The sequence below is a fragment of the Baekduia sp. genome, from assembly GCF_035685985.1.
GTDB lineage: Bacteria > Actinomycetota > Thermoleophilia > Solirubrobacterales > Solirubrobacteraceae > Baekduia.
This window is the reverse complement of the sequence record NZ_DASRZV010000012.1, coordinates 71,742-88,066: the sequence shown is the minus strand read 5'-3', so window position 1 is coordinate 88,066 and position 16,325 is coordinate 71,742. Positions and strand designations below refer to the sequence as shown.

Here is a 16,325-nt window from a genome sequence, read left to right as displayed (position 1 = left end):
CCTGCCTGAAAGGCGAACCTGATGAAGTTGGTGACGTTCGACGACGGCCGCGTCGGGAAGGTCGTCGGCGACCTGGTGGTGGAGCTCGACGTGCCGGACATGCGGCGCTACTTCGAGCTGGAGGGTCAGGTCGAGCCCACCGGGCTCGAGGTCCCGCTGGCCGACGTCCGCCTGCGCGCGCCGATCATCCCCAAGAAGTTCTTCCACACCGCCGGCAACTTCCGCGAGCATCACGAGGAGTCCAAGAACGTCAACTGGTCGCACCCGGTGCTGCCGTGGATCGTGTTCTTCCAGAACGTCGACGCGATCATCGGCCCCGACGACCCGATCGTCTACCCGGAGCCGCTGACCAAGGAGCTGGACTACGAGCTGGAGCTGGCGGTCGTCATCGGCAAGAAGGGCAAGTTCTTCTCGCCCGAGGAGGCGGAGGACTACATCGCGGGCTACGTGGTGTTCAACGACATCACCGCGCGCGACATCCAGCGCGAGGAGATGAAGTCCGGCGTCTTCTGCCTGAGCAAGTCCATCGACACGTTCTGCCCCCTGGGCCCCTGGATCGTCACGCCCGACGAGGTCGGCGACCCGGCTGACCTGAACATGTCGCTGCGCGTCAACGGCACCGAGCGTCAGAAGTCGCACACCGGCAACATGTCCGTGACGGTCGCCGAGATCCTGTCGCACTACTCGCCAATGGGCTACAACCCCGGCGACATCATCTCCACCGGCACCGTCTCCGGCGTCGCCGGCTTCTCCGACGACCCGTTCGCCAACTACCTCAAGCCCGGCGACGTCGTCGAGGCCGAGATCGAGAAGGTCGGCACCCTCCGCAACCCGGTCATCGGCTGGGACCAGCGCCCCGAGGCCCAGGCCTCGGCCACCGGCGCGGCGGCGTAGCCGCGCGGTGCCGCGCCGCGCGCCACGGCGGCCGCGTTGCAGCTGCGCCGTGTCGCGCCGCAGCTGCGCCGTGTCGCGCCGCACTGCAGTCGCGCCGCACTGCAGTCGCGCCGCGCCGCGCCGCGTCTCGCCGCGCTGCACCGCGCGCCGCGGCGATCACGGCGCATGCGCGCGTATCCACGGGCACGGCCCGCGTCCACGCGGCACCTGACCCGCCATACGGGCGAGTCGGGTGCCAACGGCATGTCGCCGGGAGCCGGGCGCCGGCGCCCGGCGCCTCAGGCCGCCGCCGACTTCCGCCGCCCGGCCGCCTTCTTCTTGCCGCTGGGCTTGCGGTCGATCGCGGGGGTGAAGCCGGTCGTGTGCGAGAGGTCGGCGAGGACCTGGTCGAGGGCGGCGGGCTCGTAGTCGGGGTCGACGACCTCGATGATCCCGAAGACCGTGCGGGCGAGGTGGACGCCGAGCAGGGCGCTGGCGCGATCGGCGTCGCCGCCCTTGACGGCGTTGAGGATCTCGCGATGGTCGGTCGTCGACTGCGCGGAGAACCGCCGGCCGAAGTGCATGCGGCGGTAGCGCTCGGCGTGGTCGAAGAGCTGCTGCAGCAGCGCGTCGAAGCGGGCGCCCGCGCGCTGGGTCAGCCCGCGGTGGAAGGCCTGGTGGGGCACGTACCAGCGCGCGTAGTCGTCGGCCTCGGCGAAGTGCGCCATCGCGGCCATCGAGCCCTCGAGGTCGGCGATGTCCTCCGGCGTCATCCGCGGCAGCGACAGCCGCAGCGCGGTGACCTCCAGCGGGATGCGGATCGCGTACAGCTCCTCGACGTCGGCCAGCGACAGCGGCGCGACGCGGACGCGGCGGTTGGGCTCGGACAGGATCAGGCCTTCGCCCTGCAGCATGCGCAGTGCCTCGCGCAGCGGGGTCCGGCTGACGCCGAGCTCGTCGGCGAGCGCGACCTGCGACATCGTCTCGCCGGGCTCCAGCGACCCGTCGAGGATCGACTCGCGGATGACCCGGTGAACGTGCTCGACGCTCTGTCGTGCGGGGGCGGTGTCGCTCATGCGCTGGCGATGCTCAGTGGATGCACAAGCTCACTCTACATCCAATTTCAAGGTTCGCCATGCGCACACTCTGCCAGATGTCCGCGACGGACACTGGACGATCCTGCATGCACTTGCCAAAGCTGTACGCTCGCGCGCATGGGTGTCCGTCCGGTGGTGTCCCTCGGCGACGGCGCCGTCCGCGGGATCGAGACCGCGCACGGCGACGCGTTCCTCGGCGTTCCGTACGGACAGGTGCGGCGGTTCGCGCCGCCGCGCGCGGTCGCCTTCCACGGCGTCCGCGACGCCGACCGGCCCGGCCCGATCGCGCCGCAGCCGCGCCGGCCGATCGGCGTCTTCACCCACGGCGAGCCGCCGGCCGCCGACGAGCAGTGCCTGAGCCTCAACGTCTGGCGGCCCCGCGACGCCGACGGCCTGCCCGTCCTGGTGTGGATCCACGGCGGCGGCTTCGGCGTGGGGTGGGGGAGCGCGTTGCTCTACGACGGCGCGCGTCTGGCCGCGCGCGAGCGGCTCATCGTCATCACCATCAACTACCGGCTCGGCTCGCTCGGCTTCCTGCACCACCCGGCGCTCGGCGGCGGCAACTGGGGGCTGCTGGACCAGCGCCTGGCGCTGCGCTGGGTGGCCGAGCACGTCGCCGCGTTCGGCGGCGACCCGGACCGCGTCACGCTCGCCGGCCAGTCGGCGGGCGCGCTGAGCGGGATCGACCACCTCGCGGTGTCGGCCGACGAGGCGCCGTTCGCGCGCGCGATCCTCACCTCGCCGCCGCTGCACGACGCCGCGCACGACCCCGCGCTGGGCACCCGCTGGGCCGAGGCGCTGTCGGCGCGCGCCGGCGGCGAGGGCCCCTTCGACGTCGCGGCGCTGCGGCGCCTGCCCACGAGCGACTTGGTGGCCTTGGCCGAAGACCTGCTCACCGACCCGGCCTGGGTGGGCACGCGCGGCGGCGCGCTGCCGATGCTCGACCGCTCGTCGCTCCCGCTCGGGCCCGACGACGCGGCCCGCGCGCGGCTCGACGTCCCCGTGATGGTCGGCACCACCGCCCAGGAGGGCGCGTTCTTCTTCCGCGCCGCCGGCCGCCGGCCCGAGCCCGACGCCGACGGCCTGCGCGCGATGGTCGCCCGCCTGCCGCACGTCGCCGACGCCGACGCCGAGATCGCGCGCGCCCGCGAGGAGATCGCTCGTGAGGGGATCGCCCGCGAGCGAGCGTCCGCGACCGGCCCCGGCTCCGGCGAGCCCCACGACGGCGCCGCCGGCCCCATCGACACCAACTCGCTCCTCGTCCGCATCGCCGGCGAGGCGATGGTCGTGCGGCCCGCCACGGCTTGGGCGCGGGCGCGCGCGGCGGCGGGCGGCGTCGTGCACCGCTTCCGGATCGACCATCCGGGCCCGGATCCCGACCTTGGCGCGATGCACTCGGTCGACGTCCCGCTGCTGTTCGGCACCTACGGCGACGGCGGTCCCGGGACGCGCCTGGCGGGCGACACGCCCGCGGCCGCCGCGGCGTCCGACGCCTACATGTCGGCCTGCGGCGCGTTCGCTCGTGGCGAGGCCCCGGGCTGGTCGACCGAGGACGTCGCGGTCTTCGGCGCGGCGCGGGAAACTGTGTCCGCAAACTAAGGCTGGACACACTTTGGCGGTTCGTGTACGTTCTGGCTCCCGCGGCGCAGTGTGTCCCCCGACACACACCGCGAGAGGAGAGACATGGTCACCCGCTGTCCCGCGAACCCCGTCGCGCCCCTCCGCTCAGGAGCCCTCGCATGACCCCGCTGCTGCGGGTCCGCGGCCTGCGCGTCACCTACGGTGGCGTCGTCGCCGTCAACGACGTGGACCTCGAAGTGCCCGAGGCGAAGGTCGTCGGGCTGATCGGGCCCAACGGCGCCGGCAAGACCTCCATGATCGACGGCCTCACCGGCTACCACCTGCCGTCGGCCGGCGACGTCTCCTTCGACGGGACGGACATCACCAGGATGCGCCCGCACCTGCGCGCGCGCCGCGGGATGATCCGCACCTTCCAGTCCGTCGAGCTGTTCGACGACCTCACGGTCGAGGAGAACCTGCAGGTCGCCGCCGACGACGTCGGCGTCACCCGCGCGCTGCGCGACGTCTTCCTGCCCGCCGCGCGCGCCCGCGCCCGGCGCGACGACGTCGCCTGGGCGCTGCACGTCTGCGGCCTGGAGGACATCGCCGCCGCGCGGCCGACCGAGATCTCCCACGGCCGCCGCAAGCTCGTCGGCGTCGCCCGCGCGCTGGCCCGCCGCCCGCGCCTGGTCCTGCTCGACGAGCCCGCCGCGGGCCTCGACACCGAGGAGTCGTTGGAGCTCGGCCGCCGCCTCAAGGCGATGCCGGGCGAGGGCGTCAGCGTCCTGCTCGTCGACCACGACATGGGCCTCGTCCTCGGCATCTGCGACGACATCTACGTCTTGGACTTCGGCAAGCTGATCGCGCACGACACGCCCGAGCGGATCCGCCGCGACCCCGCCGTCCTGGCCGCCTACCTCGGCACCGAGGAGCCGGCGCATGCCTGACGCGGACATCGCGCACCGGCTCCGGCTCGACGCGCTGGCCGCGGGCTACGACGGCATCCCGGTCGTCCGCGACCTGCACCTGACCGTCGCGCCCGGCGAGGTCGTCGCGCTGCTCGGCCCCAACGGCGCCGGCAAGACCACCACCTTGAACACCGTCGCCGGCCTGCAGCCGCCGATCGACGGCGCGATCTCCGTCGACGGCGAGCCGATCGCCGGCCGCCCCGCGCACCGGCTGGCGCGCGAGGGCGTCGCGCTCGTGCCCGAGGGGCGCTCGTTGTTCTTCAACCTGACCGTCCGGGAGCACCTGAAGCTCGCCGAGGGCCGCCAGAAGCCGGCCCGGGCCGAGTTGATGGACATGCTCCCGGAGCTGGAGAAGTGCCTGGACCGCAAGGCCGGCGTGCTGTCGGGCGGCGAGCAGCAGATGCTCGCGGTCGGGCGCGCGCTGGTCAGCCGTCCGCGCCTGCTGCTCGTCGACGAGATGAGCCTCGGGCTCGCGCCGGTCATCGTGGAGCGGCTGCTGCCGATCCTGCGCCGCGTCGCCGCCGACCTCGGCGCGGGCGTCCTGTTCGTCGAGCAGCACGTGGCCAGCGCGCTGAAGGTCGCCGACCGGGCCTACGTCCTGAACCACGGGCGCCTGGTCCTGGAGGGGACCGCGCGGCAACTGCGCGAGCGCCCCGATCTCTTGAAGTCCAGCTACCTCGGCGAGGTGGCAGTTGCCTAGCACGCAAGCACGCACGTTCAGCACGCACAGAGGAGAAGAGGTACATGTCGGGTCGTAGATGGTCGGGAGCGCTCGTGGCGCTCTCGCTGACGGCGGTCGCCGCCACAGGCTGTGGAAGCAGCAACAACTCGTCATCGGACACCGCCTCGGCCAAGACGACGGCCGCCGCCGCGTCGACCACGGCGTCCACGCAGGCCGCGGCGCCCAGCGCCGACGTCCTCGGCACGCCGGACAAGGCCACCGGGAAGCCGATCACGCTCGGCCTCCTGAACCTCGAGTCCGGGCCGGTCACGTTCCCCGAGTACCGCCAGGCCGCGCAGCTCGCGGTCAAGTACATCAACGAGTACGAGGGCGGCATCGGCGGTCGTCCGGTCAAGCTCGTGACGTGCGCCACCGACGGCCAGCCCGCCACGTCCGGCCGCTGCGCCAACCAGATCGCCGACGACCATCCGACGGCGATCCTCGGCGGCGCCGACACCGGCGCGCCCGGCGCGTTCCCCGTGTGGGAGCGCAAGCACCTGGCCTACATGGGCGGCATCCCGTTCACGCCGGTCGAGTCCAACGCCCCCAACGCGGTGCAGTTCTACTCCGTGTCGGTCGGCGACAACGCCGCGATGGTCCAGTACGCGACCGAGAAGCTCGGCGTCAAGAAGGCGTCGGTCATCTACACCGACGACTCGCAGGGCAAGGCCACCGGCCTGGGCGTGATCGTCCCGGCCTTCAAGGCGGCCGGCTCCGAGGTCAAGGCGATCCCGGTCGCGCCGAGCGCGGCGGATCTCTCCTCGGCGGCCGCCGCGGCGATCTCCAGCTCGCCGGACGCCGTCTACGTCAACACGCCCAACGCGTGCCCGGCCGTGCTGAAGGCCCTGAAGGCCGTCGGCTACTCGGGCAAGCTCATGGGCATCGACCCGTGCACCTCGCCGCAGGCGCTGAAGGCGGCGGGCAGCTCGGCCGAGGGCCTGTACTTCGCCCAGCCGTTCGAGTCGCTGGACAGCGGCACGCCCGGCGCGAACCTGATGATGGCGGCGATCAACAAGTACGGCGGCAGCGACATCGCGCTGGACTCGATCGCGCAGGCCGGCTTCAGCTCGGTGATGAACGTCCAGGCCGCGCTGAACGGCGTCTCGGACCTCAACGAGAAGAACATCCTCGCGGCGTTCAAGGACGGCAAGTCCCATGACAACTTCCTTGCCCACCCCTACACCTGCGACGGCAAGCAGCTGGCCGGCAACACGGCGGTCTGCAACGCCTACCAGTTGATCAAGCAGATCAAGGGCGGCAAGGTGACGACCGTGGACGGCCAGTGGGTCACGGGCGCCGCCCTGTACAAGCCCAAGAGCTAGGGCAGTGTCCTCCTACATCCTGTTCCTCCTGCTGGGCCTGGGGTCGGGTGCCGTCTACGGCATGCTGGCCCTGGGCCTGGTGCTCAAGCACCGCAGCGGCGGCGTCGTGGACTTCGGTCACGGCGCCGTCGCGATGTTCATCGCCTACGTCTACCTGGGGCTGCGCCAGACCGGCACGCTGCAGCTCCCGTGGCTGTGGCTCCCGCACGCGATCGACCTCGGCGGCGCGATGGGCACGTGGCCCGCGATCGCCGTCTCGCTCGTCTACGCCGCGATCTTCGGCGCGATCCTGTACGTGTTGATCTACCGCCCGCTGCGCACGGCGACCGCGCTCACGCGCGTGTGCGCCTCGGTCGGCACGATGCTCGCGCTGCAGGCGATCGCCGTCCTCAACTTCGGCACGACCGCCCAGTCGACCCCGGCGATCCTGCCCGACAGGCCCTTCAAGATCGGCGACATCACGGTGCCGGTCGACCGCCTCTGGTTCGCGGGCATCGTCATCGTCCTGGCCGCCGCGCTGGCCGCCACCTACCGCTTCACGCGCTTCGGCCTGGCCACGCGCGCGTCCGCCGAGAACGAGCAGGGCGCCGCGCTCGTCGGCCTCAACGCGGATCGGATCGCCGCGGGCAACTGGATCATCGCGACCGTGCTCGCCGGCATCGCGGGCATCCTGATCGCGCCGGTCTCGACGGTCGATCCCACGTCCTACACCTTGTTCATCGTGCCGGCGCTGGGCTGCGCGCTGCTGGCGCGCTTCCAGTCCTTCGCGGTCGCCGCGGGCGCCGGCCTGGTGCTCGGCATGCTGCAGAGCGAGATCACCAAGTTGATCTCGGTCGCCTCGTGGCTGCCGCAGGAGGGCTTGCCGCAGGCGCTGCCGTTCCTGCTGATCGTGCTGGCGATGACGCTGTTCTCGCGCGGCGTCGGCGCGCGCGGCACGGTCTCCGAGCTGAAGAACCCGTCCTTGGGTCGGCCGACGCGGCCGGTGCCGACGGCGGTCATGTGCTTCGTCGTCGGCACGGTCGCGCTGATCCTGCTCAACGGGTCGCTGCGCGTCGCGCTGACCGCGTCGATCTGCACGACGTGCATGGCCATGTCCTTGGTCGTGCTGACCGGCTACGTCGGCCAGGTGTCGCTGGCGCAGATGTCGTTCGCGGGCATCGGCGCGTTCGAGGTCACGCACCTCTTCGGGCCGAGCACGCCGTTCATCATCACGTTGCTGGTCTCCGCGCTGGTCGCGGTGCCGCTCGGGCTGCTGATCGGCCTGCCCGCGCTGCGCCTGCGCGGCGTGAACCTCGCGGTGGTGACGCTCGCCGCGGCGTTCGCGCTCGACGCGCTGGTCTTCAACAGCGACAGCTACAGCGGCGGCCTGGCGGGCCGCGACGTCCCGACGCCGAAGCTGTTCGGCCTGAACGTCGGGATCGCGAGCGGCGACGCCTACCCGCGCGTGATCTTCGGCGTCGTCGCGCTGGCGATCGTCTGCGCGGTCGGCGTGCTCGTCGCGCGGCTGCGCAACGGCTCGGCCGGGCGCATGTTCATCGCGGTGCGCTCCAACGAGCGCGCGGCGGCGGCGATCGGCATCGACGTCGCGCGGACCAAGCTGATGGCCTTCGGGCTGTCGGCGTTCATCGCGGGCCTGGGCGGCGGGCTGCTGGCCTACCAGCAGCAGACGGTGTCCTCGCCGTCGTTCGCGACGTTCGCCTCGCTGTCGCTGTTGGCCGTGACCTACGTCGCGGGCGTCGGGCGGATCGCGGGCGCGGTCGTCGCGGGCGTGATGCTGTCCTCGACCGGCCTGTTCGTCTCGGCGATGGACAAGGCCTTCGGCGTAGGCAAGTACCAGCTGTTGGTCGCGGGCGTCGCGCTGACGCTGACGGCGATCAAGCAGCCCGACGGGATCGCGGCGACGCCGCCGCCCCCGCTGGTCAAGCTGTGGCACTGGATCGACGGGAAGTGGAACACCCGCCATCCCGGGCGTGGGAACGGCGCGGCGTCGCCGCCCGCCGCGCCGGCGGCGACATCGACGCCGCCCGCGCGCGCCGCGGTGAAGTCGTGATCGCGCTGGACCACGCGGGGCTGACCGTCGAGGACCTCGACGGCGCGGCCGCCTTCTACGCGCGCGCCTTCGGCTTCGTCGCGGAGTTCCCGTTCGAGCTGGGCGTGGACGGGATCCGCGGGGTCATGCTCAAGCACCCCGAGGGCGCGCGGCTGGAGCTGTTCTCGCGGCCGGGCGCCGACGGCGGCGCGCAGCGCGGGCGGACGCCGATCGAGACCATCGCCTTCCGCGGCTACGGGCACTTCGCGCTGACGGTGCCGGCGACCCGGTTGGACGACGTGTACGCGGGCGCGGTGCGGGCGGGCGCGGTCGAGCGCGTCTCGCCGCGGCCGTCGCCGGAGCCCGGGATCCGCTTCGCGTTCGTCGCGGATCCCGAAGGCAACCTGATCGAGTTGGTCGGACGGCCGGCGTGAGCGGACGCCTGGAGGGCAAGCGCGTCCTGATCACCGGGACCGCGGGCGGGCAGGGGGCGGCGGCCGCGCGGCTGTTCGCGGCCGAGGGCGCGCGCGTCGTCGGGTGCGACCTCGACGCCGAGCGCGCGCGGGCGGTCGCGGAGAAGGCCGGGATCACGGCCTTCGCGCCGGTCGACCTCGCCGACCCGGACGGCGCGGCGCGCTGGGTGGCCGACGCGGTCGGCGTCCTGGGCGGCATCGACGTCCTGTACAACAACGCGTCGGCGCCGCGCGTGGGCCCGTTCGAGGACGTCACCTGGGACGACTGGCGCTTCACCCTGCACAACGAGCTGGACCTCATCTTCACGGTGACGCGCGCGGCCTGGCCGCATCTGGTCGCGGCGCGCGGGCTGGTCGTCAACACGGCGTCGGTCTCCGCCTGGCGCGGCGCGACGTTCACCGAGCAGGCCGCCCACGGCGCGGCCAAGGGCGGGGTGCTCGCGCTCACGCGCCATCTCGCGGCGTCGGGCGCCAGGCACGGCGTCCGCGCCAACTCGGTCTCGCCCGGGCTGACCGTGACGCCGCAGATCCAGGCGTTCCTGGACGACCCGTCGCATCCCATGCACGGGATGGAGGCCGCGCACCCGCTCAAGCGCCTCGGGCAACCCGAGGACGTGGCCAAGGTCGCGTTGTTCCTGGCGTCGGACGACGCCGCGTATCTCAATGCCATCGACATCGTGGTCGACGGCGGGCAATCGGTGATCGTGTGAGGCTGCATCGGCGGGGCGACGAGGGCTACGAGGAGGCGCGCGTCGGGCGCGTCTTCAACGCGCGGCGGCCGGAGCGACATCCGGCGGCGGTGCTGCTCGCGGAGTCGGTCGACGACGTGGTCGCGGGCGTCCGGCTCGCGCGCGAGGAGGGATGGCAGGTCGCGGTCCGCTCCGGCGGCCACTCGTGGGCGGTGTGGTCGGTCCGCGACGACGCGCTGCTGATCGACCTCGGGTCGATGAAGGACATCACCTACGACCCGGTCACGGAGATCGCCACGGCGAGCCCGGCGGTGCGCGGCGGGATGGACCTCGACCCGTTCCTGGAGCGCCACGGCCGGATGTTCCCCGGCGGGCACTGCGAGAGCGTCGGGATCGGCGGCTTCCTGCTGCAGGGCGGCCAGGGCTGGAACTCGCGGCGCTGGGGCTGGGGCTGCGAGAACGTGGTGGCGGTCGACGTCGTGACCGCGGCGGGCGAGCTGGTGCGCTGCGACGCCGAGCGGAACGCCGACCTGTACTGGGCGGCGCGCGGGTCGGGCCCAGGCTTCCCGGGCGTCGTGGTGCGCTTCCACCTCAAGACCTATGAGCGCCCGCGCGCGATGGTGCAGGACACCTGGACGTTCGCGCTGGACGACCTCGAGGAGCTGTTGTCGTGGTTGCACGACGCGCTGCCGCGGCTGGACGTGATCGTCGAGCCGGTCGTCGCCGCGACGCGGCTGCCCGGCGTGCCGCTGTACGAGTGGGCGGTCCGGCCGGACGGCCCGGTGTTGTTGTTGCACACGACCGCGATGTGCGACAGCGAGGCGCTGGCCGACGAGTTGTTGAAGCCCTTGACGCCGCCGGCAGGGCTGGCCGGCCACGCCCTGGGACACGTCCGGGGCCTCACGACGATCGCCGAGGAGAACGCGGCGCAGGCGATCCAGAACCCCGAGGACCATCGCTACGCGGTCGACTGCACGTGGACCGACGCGACCGCGGAGGAGTTGGCGCCCGCGCTGCGCGAGCTGTGGGGCGGGCTGCCGACCGAGCACTCGTTCTCGATCTGGTACGGCTGGGCGCCGACGCGCGCGCTGCCCGACATGGCGTTCTCGATCGAGGCCAACGTCTACTGCGCGACGTACGTGATCTACACCGATCCGGACGACGACGAGCGTCATCGGTCCTGGGTGCACGAGCGCACCGCCGCGTTGTCGGCCGCGGGCGACGGCGGCCGCGGCGTCTACCTCGGCGACACGGACTTCACGCGGCGCTGCGACCGCTTCATGACGGATGACAACTACGCGCGCCTGGAGGCGATCCGGGCCGCGCGCGACCCGGACGGCCGCATCTGCGGGTACTTGGTCGCCGAGGGCGTGCCGCTCAACGCGGCATGAGCCCGCCGTCGGGCACGAGCGTCTGACCCGTCAGCGCGGCGGCGCCGTCGGTGGCCAGGAACGCGACGGTCTGGGCGACGTCGTCGGGCGTGAGCGTGCGCGGGAGCGCCTGCCGTGCGCGGACGGCGTCGAAGGCGGCTGACGGCATCCCCTCGCGCGCGGCGGGCGTGTCGGTGAGGCCGGGCGCGACGGCGGTCACGGCGATCCCGGCCGGGCCCAGCTCGTGCGCGAGCGTGCGCGTGATCCCGATCAGCGCGGCCTTGGAGGCGACGTAGGGCAGCAGGTCGGGCGCGGGCGGTCCGTAGAAGGTGTCGGAGACGACGAAGACGATCCGGCCGAAGCCGCGCCGCGCCATGCCGGGCGCGAACGCGTGGGCGAGCAGCAGGCCGGCCTCGACGTTGACGGCGAGCACGCGGCGCAGCGCGTCGAGGTCGAGGCCGGCGAGCGTGAAGCGGTCGAACGCGGCGGCGGCGTGGACGAGCACGTCGCAGCGCGGGATGGCGGCCGCGGCGCGGCGGACGGCGTCGGCGTCGGCGAGGTCGACCTCGCCGCGGTCCAACACCACCACCTCGTGCCCGCCGGCGCGCAGCGCGTCGGCGATCGCCGCGCCGATCGCGCCCGCGCCGCCGGTGACGACCGCGGTCCGCCCGGGCGCGCCGCTCATCGCGCCGCCGCCTGCTCGCCCGCGATCCGGCCGAAGACCATGGCGTCGGTCAGCCCGCCGCCGTGGTCGATCAGGTGGCCCCAGATCAGCGAGACCGCGCCCGCGGCGTAGAGGCCGGGGATCGGCGCGCCGTCGTGGTCGAGGACGCGGGCGCGCGCGTCGTGGCGCGGGCCGCCGGTCGTGCCGGCGACGCCGGGCCAGGTCGGGATGGCGTACAGCTTGTCTTCCAGCGGCGTGAGCGTCTCGGGGTCGCGGTGGAAGTCGGGGTCGGAGCCCGCGCGCGCGTAGGAGTTGTAGGTCTCGATCGTCTGGGCGAGGTGGGGGAGGCCGGCGTCGCGCGCGTCGACGATCCACCCGGCGTCGATCTCGGCCTGGTTGTCGGCCGACCAGACGTGGTCGTTGGGCGTGCCGAGCAGGCCGTTGAGCGGGCCTGCGCGGCGCGTGGCGTCGTCGAAGATCGCCCACGTCGGCAGGCGCGGGCGGTTGGCGTGGTGCGGGAGGTAGGTCGACAGCGACCGCAGGCGGTCGTGGACCTCGAAGCCGGTCTCGTCGGCGAAGCGGCGGCCGTCGGCGTCGACGAGGATGTGGCCCGGCGCGTAGAAGTCGATGGCGAACGGCGCGGCGAAGCCGGGCGCGTGGAAGGCGAACCACCCGAAGAACCCGTACATGTGCCACAGCGCGGCGCCGGCGTCCTGCGCCATCCGCAGGCCGTCGCCGGTGTTGGCGGCGTGGCCGACCGGCGTCGTGGGGCCGAGCGGGAGGTGCGCGTCGGCCAGGCCCGGGTCGCCCTCGAAGCCGCCGCAGGCGAGGATGACGCCGCCGGGCGCGGCGATCCGCCGTCGCTCGCCGTCGCGCTCGACGATCGCGCCGGTGACCGCGGGAGGGGCGGGCGTGTCGCCGGGCGCGGGTGGGTCGCTCGGCGCGGGCGTGTCGCTCCCGTGGAGCAGCGCGACCGCGCGCGTCTCGTGCTCCACGCGGATCCCGCGCTCGCGGACCGCCGCGTCGAGCAGGCGCCACAGCGCCTCGCCGCGGCGACCCTCGCCGCCGCCGACGACGGCGTACCTGATGGACTTGCCCGCCGGGAACGACGGCCACGACGGGAACGAGGCGGGGAAGCGCCCGCCGAACCCGACTCCGTCCGGCCCGAACGCCTCGATCGTCCCGCCCAGCGCGGTCAGCCACGGCTGCAGGTCGTGCAGGCCGTTGACGTAGGCGTCGATCACGTCGCGCGGCGTGCGTCCGAAGCAGAGCGCGTCGACGTGCTCGGCGGCGTCGGGGTCGGGCGCGTCGAAGAGGAAGCCGCCGGAGTACCGGGCGTTGCCGCCGCCCGCCGCGGTCTTCTCGACCACCAGCACTTCGGCGCCCGCGTCGTGCGCGGCGATCGCGGCGGCCGCACCCGCGGGGCCGTACCCGACGACCAGGACGTCGGTCATCCGCGCGTGCGGATCGGGTCGGTGACGCCGTCCCACTCGGCACCGGCCGCGCGGACGCTCTCGTAGAACCCCAACAACGGCGGCGCCGACCGCAGGACCTCGACGTGGTGGCCGAGCGTCGCGCGCGCGTCGAACCAGACCGCGTCGGCCGGGCCGGTGCGCCCGGTGTGGAACGGCTCCAGGCCGCGGGCGCGCAGGCGCGCGGTCTCGTCCTCGAGGTCGTCGGCCAGCCATCCGACGTGGCCGAAGCCCGGTCGACCGAGCAGGTCCCGCAGCTCCGGCGGCGAGGCCGAATGCACCTGGCTGACCTCGACGAGCATCCCGCTCGCGGTCGCCGCGAAGGCCGAGGAGTGGTCGTACTCGGCGGGCGCGCCGCGGTAGGTCGTCTCGTCGAACCGCAGGTGCTCGATGAGGAAGAACGGGCCGGTGTCCAAGGCCATGATGAACCCGGGCAGCGCGTCGCGCAGGTCGCCCTCGACGACGTAGCCGATGTGATGGATGTCGCTCATGCGACCGTGACCCTCCCGATGGCGTAGCGGAACACGTTGTCCATGGAGACGCTGCCGTCGGGCCGGGCGAACGGCGCGATCGCGGGCTCCAGCGCCGCGCGGACCGCGGCCTCGCCGACGGCCTCCATCGCGCGAGCGCCGCCCGCCGAGCAGAGCACGGACAAGATGGTGTCCTGCACCGACCCGTGAGCCCAGGCCAGCGAGACCTCGCCGGAGGCCACGGGCTCCAGGCCGGCGTCGGCGAGCAGCTGTTGTAGGCCTTCCGGTCCGGACAGCGCGTAGGGCGCGTAGCCGTCGTCGCGCGCGCCGACCGCCGCCTTCATCGCGAGGTGCAGGGCGGTGGACTCGCAGCGCTCGGGCTCGGCGAACGCCGACGCGGCGACCAGTCCGCCGTCGCCGCGGACGATCCGCGCGGCCTCGCGCACGGCGGCGACCGGGTCGGCGGCGAACTGGAAGGCGTTGAAGCCGGTGGCGGCGTCGAACGCGCCGTCGTGCAACGGCGTCTCCTCCAGCGCGGCCACGTGGAAGGCGCCGTCGGGCACGCGCTCGCGGGCGATCTCCAGCAGCTCGGGCGTCGCGTCGATCCCGGCGACCGTCGCGCCGCGCTCGGCGGCCATCCGGGCGGCCAGCCCGGAGCCGCAGCCGAGGTCGACCAGGCGCGTGCCGCGCCCGACGTCCAGCGCGTCCAGGACGGCGGAGAAGAGCGGGACGTTCTGGGGCTCGGCCAGGCGGGCCCAGTCGGCGGGACGGCGGCCCCAGAGGGCGGCCTGCGTGGCGGCGGCGGTGGCGGCGGCCGTGGCGTTCATGATGTCCTCGATCCCGCCGCGCCGAAGCGCGGCAGGCCGGGGTGGGGGACGAGACGGGTCGGGACGTCGATGACGGCGGGCCGGCCGGAGGCCAGCGCGCGCCGCAGCGCGGGCGCGACCTCGTCGGCGCGCTCGATCCGCTCGGCGTGGCAGCCGAACGCGCGGGCGATCGCGACGTGGTCGGTGCCCTCCAGGTCGGTGCCGAGCTCGAAGCCGCCGCGCTCCTGGCCGAGGCGGATGACGCCCCACGCCGAGTTGTTGTGGATGATCGTGACCGTCGGCAGCCCGTGGCGGCGCGCGGTGTCCAGCTCGGTCAGCGTGAAGCCGAACGCGCCGTCGCCGGTGATGTTGATGACCGGCCGACCCGGGTGGGCGAGCGCCAGCGCGTTGGCGTAGGGGAGGCCGAAGCCGAGGTGGCCCATCCCCGGCTCGTGGAAGCGCGTACGCGGCGCGGTCGCGGGCGTGAGGTCGTTGGAGAAGAACGACGTGTGCGCGCCGTCGTAGACGACCAGCGCGTCGTCGGGCAACGCGCGGCCGATCGCGTCGGCCAGCGTGGCGGGGTGGAGCGGCGCGGCGCCGGCGAGCCGGTCACCGTCGCCGTCGGTGCCGTCGTTTCGCATGGCGTCGCCGTCTCGCGCGCCGCCGCCGGCGGCCGCCGCCTCGAGGTACGCCGCGCGCGCGGCGCGGTGCTCGGCGACCAGGCCGTCGAGCCACGCCGGGTCGGCGGCGGATCGGCCGGCGAGCGCCGCGACGAGGTCGCGCAGCGCGCCGCGCGCGTCGGCGACGATCCCGACCTCCGGCGTGACGAGGCGGCCGATCGCCTGCGGGTCGACGTCGACGTGGATGAGAGCCCCGGCGATCGGCGGCGCGCTGCCCTCCCACCACCAGGACGACAGCCGACACCCGACCGCGAGCACGACGTCGGCCTCGCGCACGGCGCGCAGCACGGCGTCGCCGCCGATCAAGCCGCCGTGGCCGAAGAAGCGCGGGTCCTCGGTCGAGACGACGCCGAGGCCCATCTGCGTGGCGGTCGTGGGCAGGCCCAGCGCCCGGACCTCGTCCTCGGCCTGCGCGCGGGCGACGCCACCGCCCGCGATCACCAGCGGGCGCCGCGCGCCCGCGAGCAGATCGGCGGCGCGGGCGATCGCGCCGACGTCGGATGCAGGCGGCGCGGGGAGCACATGATCCAGCGGTGCATCCAACTCGGCGACCGCGTACTCGGCCTCCATCGTGAGCACATCGGCCGGGATCTCCAGGTGCACCGGGCCGGGCCGTCCGGCGAGCGCCTCGCGCAGCGCGCGGTGCACGAGCGCGGGCAGCCGCGCCGGGTCGCGCACGACCGCGCCCCACTTCGTGGAGGCGGCGAACAGCTTGGTGTTGTCGGTCTCCATCACCAGCCCGTCGAACGGGTAGGCGACGTGCGTCGGAACGCCGGAGGTGACGACCAGCACGGCGAGGTTGTCCGCGTACGCGGAGCCGAGGCCGCTGACGAGGTTGTGCGAGCCCGGCCCGCTCTCGGAGTAGGCGACCGCGACCCGGCCGGTCGACGCGTGGATCGCCGCGGCCATCCACGACGCGGCGGCCTCGTGGCGGACGCCGACGTGGCGCAGCGACGGCTCCTCGCCGACCGACCGCAGCCACGGCGCGAGCTTGCCCGCGGGGATCCCGAAGACCTCGCGCACGCCGGCGGCGACCAGCAGCCGGGTCAGCGCCGCGCCGATCCCGAGGCGGACCGTCGGCGATCCCGCGACGGATTCCAGAGTTGGATGCACTAGGACGGACTGTATGCG

General features: G+C 73.8%; 15 protein-coding genes. 9 read left to right on the top strand and 6 right to left on the bottom strand.

Going from position 1 to position 16,325, the window contains the following annotated elements; translation table 11 throughout:
* The first annotated feature begins 21 nt into the window (after nucleotides 1-21).
* Nucleotides 22-894, top strand: coding sequence for a fumarylacetoacetate hydrolase family protein (locus VFG42_RS04885; RefSeq protein ID WP_324905848.1), 873 nt, complete (start codon nucleotides 22-24; stop codon nucleotides 892-894).
* A gap of 278 nt (nucleotides 895-1,172) precedes the next feature.
* Here the strand turns inward: VFG42_RS04885 and VFG42_RS04880 are convergent, their stop codons facing one another.
* Entirely contained in the window at nucleotides 1,173-1,949 is a 777-nt protein-coding gene (locus VFG42_RS04880) for a GntR family transcriptional regulator (protein WP_324905846.1), read from the bottom strand.
* Between the two features lie 138 nt (nucleotides 1,950-2,087).
* Here VFG42_RS04880 and VFG42_RS04875 point away from each other — a divergent pair, with 138 nt between their 5' ends.
* The 8 genes from VFG42_RS04875 (at nucleotide 2,088) to VFG42_RS04840 (ending at nucleotide 11,123) form a co-directional block, all read left to right on the top strand.
* Nucleotides 2,088-3,569 carry a carboxylesterase family protein gene (locus VFG42_RS04875; RefSeq protein WP_324905844.1) on the top strand — a complete coding sequence of 494 codons (1,482 nt, stop codon included), beginning with the start codon at nucleotides 2,088-2,090 and terminating at the stop codon, nucleotides 3,567-3,569.
* 140 nt (nucleotides 3,570-3,709) lie between these two features.
* The gene (locus tag VFG42_RS04870; RefSeq protein ID WP_324905841.1) at nucleotides 3,710-4,477 is read left to right on the top strand and encodes an ABC transporter ATP-binding protein; all 768 of its coding nucleotides are present in this window, start codon (nucleotides 3,710-3,712) and stop codon (nucleotides 4,475-4,477) included.
* Complete coding sequence (locus VFG42_RS04865; RefSeq protein ID WP_324905838.1) at nucleotides 4,470-5,198, top strand: ABC transporter ATP-binding protein; 729 nt, start codon at nucleotides 4,470-4,472, stop codon at nucleotides 5,196-5,198. The genes VFG42_RS04870 and VFG42_RS04865 overlap by 8 nt, the downstream gene beginning before the upstream one ends.
* Nucleotides 5,199-5,272: 74 nt before the next feature.
* A complete protein-coding gene (locus VFG42_RS04860; RefSeq protein ID WP_324905836.1) occupies nucleotides 5,273-6,541 on the top strand; it encodes an ABC transporter substrate-binding protein in 1,269 nt (422 codons plus the stop codon).
* A gap of 4 nt (nucleotides 6,542-6,545) precedes the next feature.
* On the top strand, nucleotides 6,546-8,591 hold the full coding sequence (locus VFG42_RS04855) for an ABC transporter permease (protein WP_324905834.1): 2,046 nt from the start codon (nucleotides 6,546-6,548) through the stop codon (nucleotides 8,589-8,591).
* Entirely contained in the window at nucleotides 8,588-9,004 is a 417-nt protein-coding gene (locus VFG42_RS04850) for a VOC family protein (RefSeq protein WP_324905832.1), read from the top strand. Before VFG42_RS04855 ends, VFG42_RS04850 begins: the two co-directional genes overlap by 4 nt.
* The gene (locus VFG42_RS04845; RefSeq protein WP_324905830.1) at nucleotides 9,001-9,753 is read left to right on the top strand and encodes an SDR family oxidoreductase; all 753 of its coding nucleotides are present in this window, start codon (nucleotides 9,001-9,003) and stop codon (nucleotides 9,751-9,753) included. The genes VFG42_RS04850 and VFG42_RS04845 overlap by 4 nt, the downstream gene beginning before the upstream one ends.
* The gene (locus tag VFG42_RS04840) at nucleotides 9,750-11,123 is read left to right on the top strand and encodes an FAD-binding oxidoreductase (protein ID WP_324905828.1); all 1,374 of its coding nucleotides are present in this window, start codon (nucleotides 9,750-9,752) and stop codon (nucleotides 11,121-11,123) included. Before VFG42_RS04845 ends, VFG42_RS04840 begins: the two co-directional genes overlap by 4 nt.
* On the opposite strand, the gene VFG42_RS04835 is transcribed toward VFG42_RS04840, so the two are convergent.
* From VFG42_RS04835 to VFG42_RS04815, 5 genes are read right to left on the bottom strand one after another with little or no spacing between them, the layout of a single operon-like run.
* Nucleotides 11,110-11,787: an SDR family oxidoreductase gene (locus VFG42_RS04835; protein ID WP_324905826.1), complete on the bottom strand. Its 678-nt coding sequence runs from the start codon at nucleotides 11,785-11,787 to the stop codon at nucleotides 11,110-11,112. The genes VFG42_RS04840 and VFG42_RS04835 overlap by 14 nt on opposite strands.
* Nucleotides 11,784-13,220, bottom strand: a complete 1,437-nt coding sequence (locus VFG42_RS04830) for an FAD-binding protein (protein ID WP_324905824.1) — start codon at nucleotides 13,218-13,220, stop codon at nucleotides 11,784-11,786. The genes VFG42_RS04835 and VFG42_RS04830 overlap by 4 nt, the downstream gene beginning before the upstream one ends.
* Nucleotides 13,217-13,729 carry a VOC family protein gene (locus VFG42_RS04825; RefSeq protein WP_324905822.1) on the bottom strand — a complete coding sequence of 171 codons (513 nt, stop codon included), beginning with the start codon at nucleotides 13,727-13,729 and terminating at the stop codon, nucleotides 13,217-13,219. Before VFG42_RS04825 ends, VFG42_RS04830 begins: the two co-directional genes overlap by 4 nt.
* A complete protein-coding gene (locus VFG42_RS04820) occupies nucleotides 13,726-14,535 on the bottom strand; it encodes a class I SAM-dependent methyltransferase (RefSeq protein ID WP_324905820.1) in 810 nt (269 codons plus the stop codon). The genes VFG42_RS04825 and VFG42_RS04820 overlap by 4 nt, the downstream gene beginning before the upstream one ends.
* Nucleotides 14,532-16,307 (bottom strand): thiamine pyrophosphate-binding protein, encoded by a 1,776-nt coding sequence (locus tag VFG42_RS04815; protein WP_324905818.1) that lies wholly within the window; start codon nucleotides 16,305-16,307, stop codon nucleotides 14,532-14,534. The genes VFG42_RS04820 and VFG42_RS04815 overlap by 4 nt, the downstream gene beginning before the upstream one ends.
* Nucleotides 16,308-16,325: the final 18 nt, after the last annotated feature.

What these genes read in the sequence shown, in the direction of transcription:
- VFG42_RS04830 (WP_324905824.1), bottom strand. Translation starts at nt 13,220, where the DNA reads ATGACCGACGTCCTGGTCGTCGGGTACGGCCCCGCGGGTGCGGCCGCC.
- VFG42_RS04820 (WP_324905820.1), bottom strand. Translation starts at nt 14,535, where the DNA reads ATGAACGCCACGGCCGCCGCCACCGCCGCCGCCACGCAGGCCGCCCTC.
- VFG42_RS04875 (WP_324905844.1), top strand. Translation starts at nt 2,088, where the DNA reads ATGGGTGTCCGTCCGGTGGTGTCCCTCGGCGACGGCGCCGTCCGCGGG.
- VFG42_RS04825 (WP_324905822.1), bottom strand. Translation starts at nt 13,729, where the DNA reads ATGAGCGACATCCATCACATCGGCTACGTCGTCGAGGGCGACCTGCGC.
- VFG42_RS04880 (WP_324905846.1), bottom strand. Translation starts at nt 1,949, where the DNA reads ATGAGCGACACCGCCCCCGCACGACAGAGCGTCGAGCACGTTCACCGG.
- VFG42_RS04885 (WP_324905848.1), top strand. Translation starts at nt 22, where the DNA reads ATGAAGTTGGTGACGTTCGACGACGGCCGCGTCGGGAAGGTCGTCGGC.
- VFG42_RS04870 (WP_324905841.1), top strand. Translation starts at nt 3,710, where the DNA reads ATGACCCCGCTGCTGCGGGTCCGCGGCCTGCGCGTCACCTACGGTGGC.
- VFG42_RS04865 (WP_324905838.1), top strand. Translation starts at nt 4,470, where the DNA reads ATGCCTGACGCGGACATCGCGCACCGGCTCCGGCTCGACGCGCTGGCC.
- VFG42_RS04835 (WP_324905826.1), bottom strand. Translation starts at nt 11,787, where the DNA reads ATGAGCGGCGCGCCCGGGCGGACCGCGGTCGTCACCGGCGGCGCGGGC.